We start from the raw sequence: 14,343 nt of genomic DNA on the forward strand, positions 1-14,343 counted from the left end.
GGCCGGCCGCTTCATCTCATGCATCGACCCAGCGCTGCACGGCCTCGGCGGTGTCGGCTGGCGTGGTGTTGAAGCAGATCGCGGCGTCGGGCGCCAGGCGGTGGACGAGGTTGAGCACCTTCTCGAACAGCAGCAGACGCTCCCGAGGCTCGCGCAGCCCCGCGCCGATCACGATGCAGTCGAAATTCTCCTCGCGCAACGCTACCGTGACGGCGGCTTCCGCCGCGGCATCGAGATCGATCAGGCAACTCGTGACCTCGTAACCGAGATCGCGCAGGCGCAGCAGCTGCGCATCGATATAGTTGCGCACGAGCTCCGGCGTGAGCTGCGGGAATGCGCTGTAGTCCGCGTTGCCGGGTTCGATGCCGATCGCGAGGACGCGCGTGGTCATGTTGGACTCCCTGGCCAGACTGCCTCGCGTCGCTAACGGGGCAGCGGCCCTGCCGGTTCCGTCGCGGACCGCCGCCCTGATCCCGGTCCTGCCGCTCATTTTCCCGGCGAGGTTGTAACCCACTTCACACGCGGCGCCCCGGCGGCCTGCCAGACTTGCAGGAGATCACGCTGGCCTCACGCCCTGATCACGGCACCTGGTTCATTTCGACTGACGCGCAGTTGCGAAAACTCATTCATTGCGGGAGCGGAAAATGATTTCATTCGAGAGTCTGAAAAGCGAATACGAGCGTAATTGGGCCAATCTCGAGATCCGGCCTTCGCGCCTCTCCGACGCGAACGCGATCGCGCGCAAAGCCATCAACGGCAAGGCGACCTATCAGCAGATCGAGCGGTTGACCGGCGTGCCCTGGTATTTCGCTGCCCTCTGCCACTACCGCGAATCCAATTTCGATTTCGACACCTATCTCGGCAACGGGGAAACGCTCCATCGCGCGACGACGCTCGTTCCGAAAGGACGCGGTCCGTTTGCCACGTTCGTGGACGGCGCCGTGGACGCCTTCAGAATCGAGAATTTTGTCGGCGCTCACGACTGGGGGATCGCGCGGATTCTGTTCCGGCTCGAAGCGTTCAACGGCTTCGGCTATCACGCCAAGGGCTGCAACTCGCCCTATCTCTATGGCGGTTCGACGCTGTATGGCCCGCCCGAGGCAAGGGCCGGAAAATTCGTCCGCGATCATGTGTTCGATTCGAACCACGTCGATTCCCAGCTCGGCACCGCGGTGATCCTGCATGCGATGATGTCGCTGGATTCCTCGATCACCCTCGACGGCAGCCCGCAATTCGCAAGCCGCGCCGAGCCGGAGGACGACGCGGCGTCGACGATCGTCCTCATGCAGCAGGCGCTCAACAAGCTCGGCGCCAATCCGCCGCTCGCGGAGGACGGCATCAGCGGGCCGAAGACCAGGGCCGCGGTCTCGCAGTTTCAGCAGCAGAACGGCCTGAGAGATACCGGACTTCTCGACGGCGCCACCGTCGGCGCCCTCACGCGCGCGGCGCAGTCGGGCCCCACCGGACCGACCGGCGATGTCTCCCGGATCATGAAGCGGCTGGAGGACCTCGCGCAATTGCTGCGGCCGCCGGTCGGCGGTGTGACGCCGGCAACGACGACATCGGGCAATACGCTGCCCGCCACCAATGATCCGATCAGCCTGTTCGAACGGCTCTTTTCCCTCGTCAACAAGTCAGCCCCCATGCCAGGACCAGTCACCCTCACCCCAACCAGCCCCGCTCCCGTCGACCAGTTGAAGCAGGTCGTCGACCTGCTCGGCACCTTGCTCAACCGGGACGGCAAGCCCGTCCTCGGCCAGGTCAATGGCGCGCTCGGCGAGACCATCGGCAAGATGCTCGACGGCAAGAAGACTGCGCTCGGCATCGGCGGCTCGCTGATCACGGCGCTGCTGTCGTCGGTGACGGCGAGCCCCAATGCGGGAGGCCTTGCCGGGTTGCTCGGGACGCTCGTGTCGGCGGTGCCGGGCCTCGGCCAGTTCGCGATGCCGATCTCGCTGGCGCTCACAGCCTGGGGCGTGCTCGGCAAGATGGAGAAGTGGGCCCAAGGCACAGCGCCGCCGCCCAAGCCGACGACGTAGCCTGCCACCATCCTTCGAGACGCCCGCCTATGGCGGGGCCCTCAGGACGAGATTGCGTTTCGCGGCGCTACTGCCGCAGCATGATCAGGGGATCGGCGGTATCGGGGACGCGCCGCCATTGCGCGTTGTCGTCGGCCTCGAACTGCCAGGCCTCGCCGGCCTTCGACAGCAGGATGATCTGGCCGCGGTCTAGCCGCCATTGCGTCGGGTTGAACTGCGCGATGGCCGCATCGCATTTCGGCTTGAGGAAGACCTGGAAATTGTCCGGCCCGGCTTCCGTGTTGGTCAGCGTTAGCCCGCAGACAGGCTGGCCGTTGCCGCGCACGATCGACCAGTCGCCGATCATCTGGTCCATCGACTTCGCCATCGAGCGGGCGGCGGCGAGGTCTTGCAGGATGTAGACGCCCTCGCCCTGCCGCAGGCCCTCGAAGATGCCGGCCTCGACCTCGGTGAAGTCGATCACGGCCTCACCGCTCGCATCCTGCAAGCGGACGATGTCGAGACCCCTGACGCTCCAGGCGACGATGTCCTTGGTGAAAGGCAGCGCGGCCTTGCAGGCCGGCTCCAGCTCGAGCTTGAAGCCCTGCGCCGCGGCGTCGGCCTTGAGCGTGACGACGCAGGTCTTGCTGCGCTCGGTGGTCGAGAGCTCCCACTGCCCGGGCATCTCCTTCTTCAGGGTCGTCGTATCCTGCGCCTGCGCGATGCCGATCGCGGCCAAGCAGGCCACGACGGCGAATGTAACGACGCGAAGAACTCCCATCAGCGTCCCTTGAACGGCGTTTCGGCAACCGGCGTCAACGGCGCCTTGCCTGAGAACCAGGACTTGAGATTGTCGACCACGAGCTGATCCATCGCGTTGCGCGTCACCACCGAGGCCGAGCCGATATGCGGCAGCAGCACCACATTCTGCATGGCCTTGAGCTCGTCCGGCACGTTCGGTTCGGCCGCGAACACGTCGAGGCCGGCCGCGAGGATGGTGCCGGACTTGAGCGCCTGGACCAGCGCCGGTTCGTCGATCACCGAGCCGCGCGCAACGTTGACCAGCACCCCGCGCGGGCCGAGCGCCTTCAGCACCTCGGCGTTGATCATCTTGTTGGTCGAGGCGCCACCGGGCACGATCACCATCAGCGTGTCCACCGCCTTCGCCATCTCGATCAGGTCGGGGTAGTGCTTGTAGGAGACGTCCTTGGACGGGTTGCGGGTGTGATAGACCACCGGCACCAGCGAGGCATCGAGCCGGCGCGCGATCGCCTGTCCGATCCGGCCCATGCCGACGATGCCGACCTTGCGGTCGCGCAGCGAGCCGACGCTGAGCGGATAGTTCTGGGTCTGCCAGAGACCGGAGCGCACATAACGGTCGGCCTTGATGAACTCGCGCACCGTGGAGATCAGAAGCCCCATCGCGACGTCGGCGACCTCCTCGGTCAGCACGTCGGGCGTATTGGTGACGATGATGTTATGCTCGGCGGCGTATTTGGCATCGACGTGGTCGTAGCCGACGCCGAAGCTCGCCACCATCTCGATCTTGGGCAATTGCGACAGCGAATCCCGGTCGGCGCGCACGGTGTGATAGGTCACCGCCACGCCGCGGATCTTTTCGCGGATCGCCGGCGTCAGCCGCTCGAGATCGCCCCGCGTCTCCGCCTTGTGCACGACGAAATGATCGGAAAACCCGTTCTCGAGGATCGGCCGGACCGGCCCATAAATCAGAAGGTCGATCTTTTCGGACGAAATCGAACCGGTGGTCATCAGTTGTCCTTTCCAAGCGCGCTCTCGTGCCAGCGCCGTAAGACGAGGTGGGAAACTAGCGCCAGCACCCCATAGATGACAATCCCGGCCAGCGACAACAGCAGCAGCGCTGCGAACATGCGGGGTATGTTCAAGCGGTAGCCGGATTCTGCGATCCTGTAGGCGAGCCCGGAGCCGGCGCCGGCCGTTCCCGCCGCGATCTCGGCCACGACCGCGCCGATCAGCGACAGGCCGCCGGCAATGCGCAGGCCGCCGAGAATATAAGGCAGCGCCGCCGGCAGCTTGAGATAGCGCAGGGTCTGCTGTGGCGAGGCGCCATAGAGCTGGAACAGGCCCGCGAGGTTGCGATCGACCGAATTGAGCCCGAGCGTGGTATTGGACAGCACCGGGAAGAAGGCGACGATGAAGGCGCAGACCACGACCGCGGTCTGCTGCTCCAGATAGATCAGCAGCAGCGGCGCGATCGCGATGACCGGCGTGACCTGAAGCACCACGGCATAGGGGAATAGCGATGCTTCCACCCATTTGGACTGGTTGAACAGCAGCGCCAGCGCGATGCCGCCGACGCTGGCCGCGACAAAACCTTCAAGCGTGGTCAGCAGCGTCGCGGCAAGCGATTGCGACAGCACCGCCCAATCCTTGATCAGTGTCGCGAATATGACCGAGGGCGCCGGCAGCACGTAAGGCGGGATGTCCTTGATCCGGACCACGAGCTCCCAGGCGAGCAGTCCCGCCGCGAACACGATGACCGGTAGCGCGAAGCGCACCGCGCGTTGCGCGCCGGACGGCTTCGCAGTGACGGAAGCTTGCGCGTTCATAGCGTCGACTGCCCTGCATAGGACGGCGCCAGCGCCGCCGACACTTTCCGGCAATAATCGGAATAGGCGACTGAAGTGCGAAACTCCTCGCCACGCGGCTCGACCGTCTCGACGCGGAAGTCGGCCTGGATGCGGCCCGGCCGCGCGGTCATGACCACCACGCGCTGCGACAGATAGACGGATTCGAACACCGAATGCGTGACGAAGATGACGGTCTTGCCGAGCCTGCGCCACAGCGCGAGCAAATCGTCGTTGAGGCGGAAGCGCGTGATTTCGTCGAGCGCCGCGAACGGCTCATCCATCAGGAGGATATCAGGGTCTGTGACGAGCGCGCGCGCCAGCGACACCCGCATCTTCATGCCGCCGGAGAGCTCGCGCGGAAAGGCGTCGGCAAAATCGGCAAGCCCGACGCTTGCGAGCGCCTCATCGGCGCGCGCGCGCGATTCCGCCTTCGGAACGCCTGAGAGCTTCAGCGGCAACCGCACATTCTCGCGCACGCTGGTCCAGGGCATCAGGGTCGGTTCCTGAAACACGAAGCCGATGCCATGACCTGGGTGAACATGACCTGGCTGCGGTGTGCCCTCACGACGCGCCAGCCGGACGATTCCTGACGACGGCGCGCTGAGTTCGGCGATCAGCCGCAGCGCCGTCGACTTGCCGCAACCTGACGGCCCCAGCAGCGAGATGAACTCGCCCTTGCGCACCGCAAGATCGAGCGGGCCGAGCGCCATCAGGCCGTTGTCATAGGCCTTCGTCACGCCGCGCAGGCTGACAGCCAGAGCCGTCAGGCCGGTCTCGACCCCCGCCGACGTTTGGACTGATGACATCGGCCCTGCGCTACGGCTTGCTCGGGCGCAGCTCGGCGCCGACGCCCTTGTTGACGAAGCGCAGCGTATAGGATTTGCGGAAATCGAGGTCCGCCTTCACCACGCCCGCCTTCACCATCTTGTTGAAGAAGGAGGTGTAGCGCTCGTCGCTCATCGCGCCGATGCCGTTCTTCAGCGAATCGCCGGAATCGACGATGCCGTATTCCTTCATCTTGGCGACGGAATAGGCGAGCAGCTCGTCCGTCATCTCCGGATTGAGCTTCTTGATCATGGCGTTGCCCGCTGAATTGTCGCGGTAGATGTAATTGTACCAGCCGACCATGGAGGCATCGACGAAGCGCTGCACCAGGTCGGGCTTCTTCTCGACGACGTCGCGGCGGCTCTCGATCAGGGTCGAATAGGTGTTGAAGCCGTAATCGGCGAGCAGCAACACGTTGGGCTTGAAGCCCGCGGCCTTCTCGACCGCGAAGGGCTCCGAGGTGACGTAACCCTGCATCGCGCTCTTGGGATTGGCGATGAAGGGCTGCGGATTGAAATTGTAGGGGCGAACGTTCTTCTCGCTGAAGCCGTATTCGGACTTCAGCCACTGGAAATAGCTGGTCATGCCCTCCTTGGAGACGAACAGCGTCAGCGGCTTGAGGTCCTCGATCTTGGCGACCTTGGCATCGGGCTGCGTCAGCATCACCTGCGGATCCTTCTGGAACACCGCGGCGATGGTGACGACCGGGACGTTGTTGGCGACTGCGTCGAACGACATCAGCGTGTTCGCGGCCATGAAGAAATCGATCTTGCCGGCGATCAGCAGCATCCGGTTGTTCTCGTTGGGCCCGCCGGGCACGATGGTGACGTCCAGCCCGTATTTCTTGTAAGTGCCATCGGCGACGGCCTGGAAAAAGCCGCCATGCTCGGCCTCGGCGACCCAATTGGTGCCGAACATGACCTTGTCCAGGGTTTCGGCGCGGGCCGGGACGACCGAGACGAAAGCGGCCATCAGGCCCGCCGTTAAGGCTCGCCGCAGATGAGAGGGGCTCATGATGGGACTCCGTCGATCGCTTCTAGCCGATGTCCAAGCAACGCGATAAAACCGCAAGACATTCGGGGACGCGAGCCGGCCTGGCCCGCGTCCCCTGATACCCTAAATTACGCGACAAATTCGGGCAAAGAAACCTTGATGACGCCTTCCCGCGATTGGACCGAGATTCGCTGGGCCGATGCCAGCCTCGCGGAGGTTTCGCGCTGGATCGCGGTGCTGCCGCTGGCCGCGACCGAGCAGCACGGCCCGCATCTGCCGCTCGAGACCGACGTGCTGATCGCGGACGCCTATCTCGCGCGCGTGCGCGAGCTCCTGCCCGAGCGCGCTCCGGCCACTTTCCTGCCCGTTGAACCGATCGGGATTTCCACCGAGCATATCGACTATCCGGGCACGCAGACGCTGCCGACTGACATCGCGTTGAAAAAATGGACCGCGATTGGCGAGGACGTCGCGCGCCGCGGAGTGAAGAAGCTCGTCATCGTCACCAGCCATGGCGGCAACAGCGCGGCCATGATGCTGGTCGCGCAGGATCTTCGCGCGCATCGGAAACTGTTCGTGGTGACGACGTCGTGGTCGCGGCTGTCGGGCGCGGACAAGCTGTTCCCGGCCGACGAAGTGCGCCACGGCATCCACGGCGGCGCCATTGAAACCTCGATCATGCTGGCGCGCTATCCCGATCGGGTGCGCATGGATGCGATCGCGAATTTTCCCGCGAGCAGCATCGCGATGGAGCAGCAATATCGCTGGCTGTCGACGCAGCGACCCGCGCCGTTCGCCTGGCAGGCGCAGGATCTCCACGCGAGCGGCGCCGCCGGCAACGCGACGCTAGCCGTGGCCGCGAAGGGCGAGCAGCTGATCGACCAGGGCGCCCGCGCTTTTTGCGAGCTGCTTGCCGAGGTTGATAACTTCGACGTGAACAGGCTCGCAAAAGGCCCGCTCGGCTAGCGCTCATCCTTCTGGAATCATTCAGGAAAGAGCCAGACTCGAGCTCCGCCTTTGCCGAGTTCGAACCGGACGCGCGGAGCCTCCGTCCAACTCGGTACGCGGGCCACAAGGGACCGCCTCAACCCGGATGGAGTTTCACATGTCGATTAAGACCAAGATTTTCGCAGTTGCCCTCACCGCGCTCACCCTGACCGGCAGCGTCGTGGCCACCACCTCGCAGGCGCAAGCCAAGCCGCTCGGCTGGGGCGTCGGTGTCGGCCTGGGCATCGCCACCGCCGCCGTCGTCGGCTCCGCGATCGCCGCCAGCAACGATCCCTATTACAACGGCTATCACCGCTGCGGCTGGGCCGCCCAGTACAACGCCTTTGGCCAGTACGTCGGCCGCGTGCGTACCTGCTTCTGATTTGAGTCCCTGAGGCCGATCTCACGTGGATCCCGCGTCCGACACGGGCGCCTCATCCACCCGTGTCGTGCCCCGACCCCGCCGGATGTCCCCCCGGGCGGGGTCAACCGTTTTGGACCTTGGAATTTGTTGCAGTCCCGTCACATCGCGGTGCGAACCATCTCCTGCGACAATCCGCACTAGTTGCTACTGCGAATTAATCGCAATAAGGTTTCCAGAGACTCAGGGGCTTGGGAAGAAATCGCGCCGGATCGAGATCATCTCGACCGATCGCGGAGCACCTAATCCTGATGACAGGGTCGCCGCGAATCGGCAGGGATAGTGCGGCGAGTGGACACACTCGCTTTGGGGGCGTGCGTTTTGACGTTGAGGGGTCACCGTTACAGGTATTTGCGAACGGCCGCGGCGATTGCCACGGGCGTCTTGACTTTGCCCGCCAGCAGCCGCGCGGCTGATCTGCCGCTGAAGGCACCGGCGCTGAAGGCCGTCTATGACTGGACCGGCCTCTACATCGGTGCGCATGCCGGCTACAGCCTCGGCTCGTCGCGCTTCGCGCTGAACGACGGCACAGGCATTAGCGACAGCGGCGTCTTCAGCGGCATGATCGGCGGCGTGCAGGCCGGCTACAATTACCGGCTCAATTCCGGCTGGCTCCTCGGCGTCGAAGGCGATTTTTCGTTTCCGAACTACATCACTTCCAACTCGATCGTGTCCTTCCTGGCGACACCCGCCAACACCGTCACGCAGCAATGGGACTACACTGCGAGCCTGCGCGGCCGCGTCGGCTACACCAGCGGTCCCTGGCTGGTCTACGCCACCGGCGGCTTTGCATGGATGGGCGAGCGCTATTTCGACACGCCGGCCGCAGGCGAAGCAGTCCCGAAAATCCTGAACACGCGGCCCGGCTGGATCGCGGGTGCCGGCATCGAATACGGCTTTGCGCCGCATTGGAGCGCACGGCTCGAATATCTCTATAGCCGCTTCGACGGCGCCAATGTCGCCTTCTCCACAGGTGCCCAATACAATTCGTCGTCGCTCGACTTCCAAACGATCCGGCTCGGCCTCAACCGCAAGGTCGATTGGCCGGGCATGCCGGGCTACAATCCCAAGAGCTTGGGGATCGGCTCGCTAATCGACACCGAATCGGATCGCTGGGAGATCCACGGCCAGAGCACTTATCTGCCGCAAGGCTACCCGTCGTTCCCCGCCCTCTACACCGGGCCGAATTCGCTCTCGCCATCAAGGCAGGCCAAGGCGACCTGGAGCAACAGCCTGTTCCTGAACGCAAAGCTGTGGGACGGCGGCGAGGTCTACTACAATCCCGAACTGCTGCAGGGATTTGGATTGAACGACACGGTCGGCGCGGCCGGTTTCCCCAACGGCGAGGCGCAGAAGTCGAACTTCCCCTATCCGCACTACAACACATCGCGCCTGTTCGTGCGCCAGACATTCGGCTTTGGCGGCGAGCAGGAAGAGCTCGCGAGCGGCCAGTTGCAGCTCGGACAGAAGGTCGACGTATCCAGGCTCACGGTGCAGGCCGGCAAATTCCCCGTGATCGACGTGTTCGACGGCAACGCCTACGCCAAGGACACCCGCAAGGACTTCATGAACTGGTCGCTGTGGGCGCCAGGCGCCTTCGACTATTCAGCCGACAAGGTCGGCCTCACCTACGGCGTCACCGCCGAGCTGAACCAGAAGCAGTGGGCGCTGCGCGGCGGCTACTTCCTGATGGTCGCCGAGTCCAATTCGAATCATTTCGACACCAGGGTCGGCGAGCGCGGCCAGTACGTGCTCGAGCTCGAAACGCGCTTCTCGCTCCTTGGCCAACCCGGCAAGCTCAGGACCATCGGCTGGCTCGACAGCGCCAATATGGGCAGCTTCCGCGAGACGCTGGACAATCCCGCGCTCAACCTTGACATCGCGCAGACCCGACGCGGCCGTCTGAAGTATGGCTACGTGCTCAACCTCGAGCAGGCGATCACCGACGATGTCGGTCTGTTCAGCCGCTGGAGCTGGAACGACGGCAAGACCGAGACGCTGGCCTTCACCGACATTCACCGCAGCCTGTCGGCGGGATTGTCGATCAAGGGCACGAAATGGGGCCGGCCGGATGACGTGATCGGCGTCGGCGGCGCCATCAATGCCATCTCGCAGGATTATCGCGACTTCCTGGCCGCCGGCGGCCTCGGTGTTCTCATCGGCGACGGCGCGCTCAACTACCGCCGCGAGCGCATCCTCGAAACCTATTACGCCTACGCGCTGAACAAGAGTCTCACCCTCACCGCCGACTACCAGCTGATCGTCAACCCCGCCTACAACGCCGATCGCGGCCCGGTGTCGGTATTTTCCGGGCGGCTACACGGCGAGTTCTGAGCGCTTCCGGCTACGTGACTTACGCAGCCCGGATCGCGTCCAGGAACTTCCCGACCTCGACCTTGAGGCGGCCGCTCTCGCCGGACAGCGACTTCGCTGACGCGAGCACGGTGGAGGAGGCCGATCCGGTCTGGCTCGCGCCGCGCTGCACGTCGACGATGCTGGCGGAGACCTGTTGGGTGCCGCATGCCGCCTGCTGCACGTTGCGGGAAATCTCCCGCGTCGCCGCGCCTTGCTGCTCGACCGCGGAGGCGATCGCCGATGCGATCTCGGACATGCGGGTGATGGTGTCGCCGATCGACTTGATGGCGCCGACGGAATCCTGCGTCGCGCTCTGGATTCCCGTGATCTGCTGGCTGATCTCGCCGGTGGCCTTGGCGGTCTGCTCGGCGAGCGCCTTGACCTCGGAGGCGACCACGGCGAAGCCGCGCCCGGCCTCGCCGGCGCGCGCCGCCTCGATCGTTGCATTGAGCGCCAGAAGATTGGTCTGGCCCGCGATCTGGCTGATGAGCTCGACCACGTCGCCGATCCGGCCGGCCGCCTTGGCGAGTTCGCCGACATAGTCGTTGGTACGCGCAGCCTGCTGCACCGCTTCGCCGGCCACCCGCGCGGAGTCCTGGACCTGCCGGCTGATCTCGTCGACCGAGGACGCCATTTCCTCCGCGGCCGCGGCGACGGTCTGCACGTTGCTGGAGGCCTGCTCGGAGGCGGCCGCAACGGTCGCGGTGACCTTTTCCGATTGATCGGCGGTGCTCGTCAGCGTTCCCGCCGACACTTCCAGCTCCGACGATGCCGACGACACGGTGTTGATGACGTCGCCGATCAACGCTTCGAAATCGCGTGCGATCTGGTCCATGCGCTGGCTGCGCCGGAGCTTCGCCTCGGCTTCCACCGCGGCGGCCTCATCGGCGGCCTTCTTGGCGGAGAGCGAATCTTTGAAGTGCTGGAGCGAGCCCGCCACCTGGCTGATCTCGTCATTGCGGCCGGTCACGGGAATCTCGACCTCGTGCTGCCCGGCGGCAAGAGTTGCGATCACGTCCGCGAGCCGGCTGAGCGGCGTCACCACGCGCCTGCGCAACATCATCGTCACGCCACCGAGTGTCCCCAGCAGCGCCAGCACCGCCACGCCCGCGAGCGCGAGCATCGCCAGCGCGCCGTCGCGCGCGGCCGAGGCGCGCTCGGCAGCTTCCGCCAGCGCGGCATCGCGGACGCCGTAGAACATCTGGATGGCGGGGACGATGATGTTGGCCAGCTCTTCGGCATTGATGCCGTACTTGCCGTCGCCACGCGCCGCGAGCATCTCCTTGTCCACGGCAGCGGCTGCTTTCCCGAAATAGGAATCCGTCGCCGCCTTCAGCGCGGTGGCGATCCGGGGCGGGCTTCCGAGCTGGTCGATGCCGGCCTCGATGCGCTCGCGGTCGGCCTCGACACGTCCCTGCATCCGATCCATCAGCGACAATTCGGCCGCCGTGAGCGGTCGGCGAGCGCTCAGCGCCGGCGACAGCGTGGCGGCGCGGCTGCCGGCCGAGACGCGCAGATCCTGCGCCGTTCGCGCCAGGCTCAACAGCGCCGCAAGCGAGGAATCGGCATTGATGACCTTGGCTTCAAGCCGGTTCATGATCGGCTCGATATTGCCGATGACCTCGGCAACGCCTGGAAGGAAGCCCTTGATTACAGCGCCGTCGCGCGTCGCCAGGGGCACGCTCATCGCGCGATCTGCCGCCGTGATGATATCCTTGAGCCGCCGCGCAGTACGGTCCAGGTTTTCGATCATCGCTCCGGAATCATCCAGCACCATGATGGCGCGCCTTGCCCCCTCGAACGCGCCATCGACCGCTTTCGCCGCCTTTGCGGCGGCTTCGATCTGGACCTGCGTCGCAGAATTCTCCTGGAAGATCGGGGAAATGTAGGGAGCACGAAGGCCGGCAACGTGCTGACTGACCATCAGGGTCGCACCGAAGGCCTCGACCGTCTTGATCGCATCGGAGCGGTTCGTGAAGATGCGCGCCTGGGGTATCAGCACCTCGGCGCCAAGGATGACTGCAAACACCGTCACCGTCAGCATCGACAGCGCAAAGAGCTTCCCGATCCGCATTCTGATCCCCGAATACATTCCTGCAAATGCCGAGAACCTAGCTGGTGGCCGCTAAGAGCCCGTTAAGCAACGGCATGCCCGTAGTTCCGCGGGGTATTGGGGAGTGCCTTCGGGGACGGGGTCGCCGAAGTTCCTTCGCGATGCCCGATGGGACAGAATCATCGGCATTTCTTCCTCGAATACCTATATCAAGACCTGTGCGGCCATCCGCGCCACACTCCCTTACCTCGGAACATCAATGCTCTCCGCCGAACTCGCCATCGTCGTCGTCCTGATCGTCATCAACGGCTTGCTGTCCATGTCCGAGTTGGCCGTGGTCTCGTCGCGCCCGGCCCGGCTGTCGATGCTCGCCGCCAAGGGCGTCCGCGGCGCCGAGCGGGCGCTGACGCTCGCGGCCGATCCCGGCAAATTCCTCTCGACGGTGCAGATCGGGATCACGCTGGTCGGCGTGCTCTCCGGCGCGTTCTCGGGCGCGACGCTCGGACAGCGGCTGACGCAATGGCTGCTCGAGCTCGGCCTGTCCGCAGGAATTGCCGACATCGTCGGAGTGGGGCTGGTCGTCACGCTCATCACCTACGCCACCCTGATCGTCGGCGAGCTGGTGCCGAAGCAGGTGGCGCTGCGCGACCCCGAGAGCATCGCGGTCAGGGTTGCACCCGCGATGCACGTGCTTGCGAAGGTCTCGCTGCCGCTGGTCTTCCTGCTCGATCTCTCCGGCAAGCTGATCCTCACGCTGCTCGGCCATGGCGGCAAGTCTGAAGAAAAAGTGTCAGAAGATGAGATCCATCATCTCGTCAGCGAAGCCGAAAACGCAGGCGTGCTCGAGTCAGGTGAAAAGGAGATGATCGCGGGCGTGATGCGGCTCGGCGACCGGCCGGTCGGCGCGATTATGACGCCGCGCACGGAGGTCAACGAGATCGACCTGAACGATACGCCGGAAAGCATTCAAGCGACCATCGCCAAGAGTCCGCATTCGCGCTTTCCGGTGTCCGACGGCGACCGCGACAAGCCGATTGGCGTGCTTCAAGCCAAGGACCTGCTGGTGGCCTTCATGAACGAGCGCACGCCGGATTTGCGCGTGCTGGTCCGCGAGGCGCCCGGCATTCCCGCCTCGGCCGATGCCCGCGACGTGCTGGCGATCCTGAAGGCTGCACCGGTGCATGTCGGCCTCGTCTACGACGAATACGGCGCCTTCGAAGGCATCGTGACGACGGCTGACATTCTGGAATCCATTGTCGGTGCCTTCCATTCCGAGGAAGGCCCGCCGGAACCGGCCTACGTCAAGCGCGCGGACGATTCGCTGCTGGTCTCAGGCTGGATGCCGGTCGACGAATTCGGCGAGCTGCTCGGCATCGAACTGCCGCCGCACCGCTACAACACCGTCGCCGGCCTCGTGCTGCAACAGTTCAACGTGCTGCCTGATGTCGGCGACGCCTTCGACTTTGGCGATTGGCACATCGAGGTGGTCGATCTCGACGGGCGGAGGATCGACAAGATTCTGGCGAGCCGGCGGAGCGAAGTAGAGACGGGGTGAGCCACTCTCGTCGTCCCGGAAGCGCAGCGAAGCGGAGCGCAGATCCGGGACCCATAGCCACAGGATTGAGCTTGGCGAAGACTGGTAGTTGCGCGGTGCTGCTGTCTGCGCATGATCGACAGATCACGCGGTATGGGTCCCGGATCTGCGCTGGCGCTTGTCCGGGACGACGGCGGAGTTTGTGGTTAGAGCTTGCGCCAAACTCTAGACCCTCACCCGAACCTCACCCCGATCCGCTTTTCCTTGCGCCAGATCACGGTGCAGGCGAGATGTTTTCCGTCGGCCCGCACAAGCAGGCTGAAATGGTCGGGGATGCCGACGGGACTGCTGACGTCGAGCGCGGCGCCGGTATCTGACAGGTTGCGGATAGTGCAGTCGATCGCGCCGCCGCCGCCGAACTCGATCGTTCCAGCCTTCAGCACGCGATGCCTTGCCTTGTCGCGCCGCTCGTCCATGGGAACAATCTACACCCAAAGTTGAATCAAACGTTAAACGCACCCCCTCGCGATGCTTTTGCGCGCGCGGCC

13 protein-coding genes are annotated in these 14,343 nt (G+C 64.7%); 5 read left to right on the top strand and 8 right to left on the bottom strand.

All coding sequences use genetic code 11. The features are described from left to right. Positions 1-16: 16 nt before the first annotated feature. Complete coding sequence (locus tag IVB07_RS36135; protein WP_018460081.1) at positions 17-391, bottom strand: hypothetical protein; 375 nt, start codon at positions 389-391, stop codon at positions 17-19. A gap of 253 nt (positions 392-644) precedes the next feature. Between IVB07_RS36135 and IVB07_RS36140 the strand changes: the two genes are divergently transcribed. Next, complete coding sequence (locus IVB07_RS36140; RefSeq protein WP_018460083.1) at positions 645-2,039, top strand: peptidoglycan-binding protein; 1,395 nt, start codon at positions 645-647, stop codon at positions 2,037-2,039. 67 nt (positions 2,040-2,106) lie between these two features. Here the strand turns inward: IVB07_RS36140 and IVB07_RS36145 are convergent, their stop codons facing one another. The 5 genes from IVB07_RS36145 to IVB07_RS36165 are packed head-to-tail and all read right to left on the bottom strand — an operon-like array spanning position 2,107 to position 6,466. Beyond that, positions 2,107-2,799 (bottom strand): AprI/Inh family metalloprotease inhibitor, encoded by a 693-nt coding sequence (locus tag IVB07_RS36145; protein WP_026233941.1) that lies wholly within the window; start codon positions 2,797-2,799, stop codon positions 2,107-2,109. Beyond that, positions 2,799-3,788: a 2-hydroxyacid dehydrogenase gene (locus IVB07_RS36150; RefSeq protein ID WP_018460085.1), complete on the bottom strand. Its 990-nt coding sequence runs from the start codon at positions 3,786-3,788 to the stop codon at positions 2,799-2,801. Before IVB07_RS36150 ends, IVB07_RS36145 begins: the two co-directional genes overlap by 1 nt. Beyond that, positions 3,788-4,606 carry an ABC transporter permease gene (locus IVB07_RS36155; RefSeq protein ID WP_018460086.1) on the bottom strand — a complete coding sequence of 273 codons (819 nt, stop codon included), beginning with the start codon at positions 4,604-4,606 and terminating at the stop codon, positions 3,788-3,790. Before IVB07_RS36155 ends, IVB07_RS36150 begins: the two co-directional genes overlap by 1 nt. Beyond that, complete coding sequence (locus IVB07_RS36160; protein WP_085358545.1) at positions 4,603-5,433, bottom strand: ABC transporter ATP-binding protein; 831 nt, start codon at positions 5,431-5,433, stop codon at positions 4,603-4,605. Before IVB07_RS36160 ends, IVB07_RS36155 begins: the two co-directional genes overlap by 4 nt. A 10-nt stretch (positions 5,434-5,443) precedes the next feature. Beyond that, positions 5,444-6,466, bottom strand: coding sequence for an ABC transporter substrate-binding protein (locus IVB07_RS36165; RefSeq protein WP_026233942.1), 1,023 nt, complete (start codon positions 6,464-6,466; stop codon positions 5,444-5,446). 138 nt (positions 6,467-6,604) lie between these two features. Here IVB07_RS36165 and IVB07_RS36170 point away from each other — a divergent pair, with 138 nt between their 5' ends. The 3 genes from IVB07_RS36170 (at position 6,605) to IVB07_RS36180 (ending at position 10,187) form a co-directional block, all read left to right on the top strand. Continuing rightward, entirely contained in the window at positions 6,605-7,411 is an 807-nt protein-coding gene (locus IVB07_RS36170; RefSeq protein ID WP_085358543.1) for a creatininase family protein, read from the top strand. 139 nt (positions 7,412-7,550) lie between these two features. Further along, on the top strand, positions 7,551-7,814 hold the full coding sequence (locus tag IVB07_RS36175; protein ID WP_007597808.1) for a hypothetical protein: 264 nt from the start codon (positions 7,551-7,553) through the stop codon (positions 7,812-7,814). 390 nt (positions 7,815-8,204) lie between these two features. Further along, positions 8,205-10,187, top strand: coding sequence for a carbohydrate porin (locus IVB07_RS36180; RefSeq protein WP_026233943.1), 1,983 nt, complete (start codon positions 8,205-8,207; stop codon positions 10,185-10,187). Between the two features lie 19 nt (positions 10,188-10,206). On the opposite strand, the gene IVB07_RS36185 is transcribed toward IVB07_RS36180, so the two are convergent. Beyond that, positions 10,207-12,282: a HAMP domain-containing methyl-accepting chemotaxis protein gene (locus IVB07_RS36185; RefSeq protein WP_018460091.1), complete on the bottom strand. Its 2,076-nt coding sequence runs from the start codon at positions 12,280-12,282 to the stop codon at positions 10,207-10,209. A 238-nt stretch (positions 12,283-12,520) separates the two neighbouring features. Here IVB07_RS36185 and IVB07_RS36190 point away from each other — a divergent pair, with 238 nt between their 5' ends. Continuing rightward, positions 12,521-13,816: a hemolysin family protein gene (locus IVB07_RS36190; RefSeq protein ID WP_085349708.1), complete on the top strand. Its 1,296-nt coding sequence runs from the start codon at positions 12,521-12,523 to the stop codon at positions 13,814-13,816. A 212-nt stretch (positions 13,817-14,028) separates the two neighbouring features. Here IVB07_RS36190 and IVB07_RS36195 read toward each other — a convergent pair whose 3' ends face one another. After that, on the bottom strand, positions 14,029-14,271 hold the full coding sequence (locus IVB07_RS36195; protein ID WP_018460093.1) for a PilZ domain-containing protein: 243 nt from the start codon (positions 14,269-14,271) through the stop codon (positions 14,029-14,031). Positions 14,272-14,343: the final 72 nt, after the last annotated feature.

The sequence above is a fragment of the Bradyrhizobium sp. 172 genome, from assembly GCF_023101065.1.
Taxonomy (GTDB): Bacteria; Pseudomonadota; Alphaproteobacteria; order Rhizobiales; family Xanthobacteraceae; genus Bradyrhizobium; species Bradyrhizobium canariense_D.

What these genes read in the sequence shown, in the direction of transcription:
- IVB07_RS36145 (WP_026233941.1), bottom strand. Translation starts at nt 2,799, where the DNA reads ATGGGAGTTCTTCGCGTCGTTACATTCGCCGTCGTGGCCTGCTTGGCC.
- IVB07_RS36190 (WP_085349708.1), top strand. Translation starts at nt 12,521, where the DNA reads ATGCTCTCCGCCGAACTCGCCATCGTCGTCGTCCTGATCGTCATCAAC.
- IVB07_RS36135 (WP_018460081.1), bottom strand. Translation starts at nt 391, where the DNA reads ATGACCACGCGCGTCCTCGCGATCGGCATCGAACCCGGCAACGCGGAC.
- IVB07_RS36165 (WP_026233942.1), bottom strand. Translation starts at nt 6,466, where the DNA reads ATGAGCCCCTCTCATCTGCGGCGAGCCTTAACGGCGGGCCTGATGGCC.
- IVB07_RS36155 (WP_018460086.1), bottom strand. Translation starts at nt 4,606, where the DNA reads ATGAACGCGCAAGCTTCCGTCACTGCGAAGCCGTCCGGCGCGCAACGC.
- IVB07_RS36140 (WP_018460083.1), top strand. Translation starts at nt 645, where the DNA reads ATGATTTCATTCGAGAGTCTGAAAAGCGAATACGAGCGTAATTGGGCC.
- IVB07_RS36195 (WP_018460093.1), bottom strand. Translation starts at nt 14,271, where the DNA reads ATGGACGAGCGGCGCGACAAGGCAAGGCATCGCGTGCTGAAGGCTGGA.
- IVB07_RS36150 (WP_018460085.1), bottom strand. Translation starts at nt 3,788, where the DNA reads ATGACCACCGGTTCGATTTCGTCCGAAAAGATCGACCTTCTGATTTAT.
- IVB07_RS36160 (WP_085358545.1), bottom strand. Translation starts at nt 5,433, where the DNA reads ATGTCATCAGTCCAAACGTCGGCGGGGGTCGAGACCGGCCTGACGGCT.
- IVB07_RS36185 (WP_018460091.1), bottom strand. Translation starts at nt 12,282, where the DNA reads ATGCGGATCGGGAAGCTCTTTGCGCTGTCGATGCTGACGGTGACGGTG.
- IVB07_RS36175 (WP_007597808.1), top strand. Translation starts at nt 7,551, where the DNA reads ATGTCGATTAAGACCAAGATTTTCGCAGTTGCCCTCACCGCGCTCACC.
- IVB07_RS36170 (WP_085358543.1), top strand. Translation starts at nt 6,605, where the DNA reads ATGACGCCTTCCCGCGATTGGACCGAGATTCGCTGGGCCGATGCCAGC.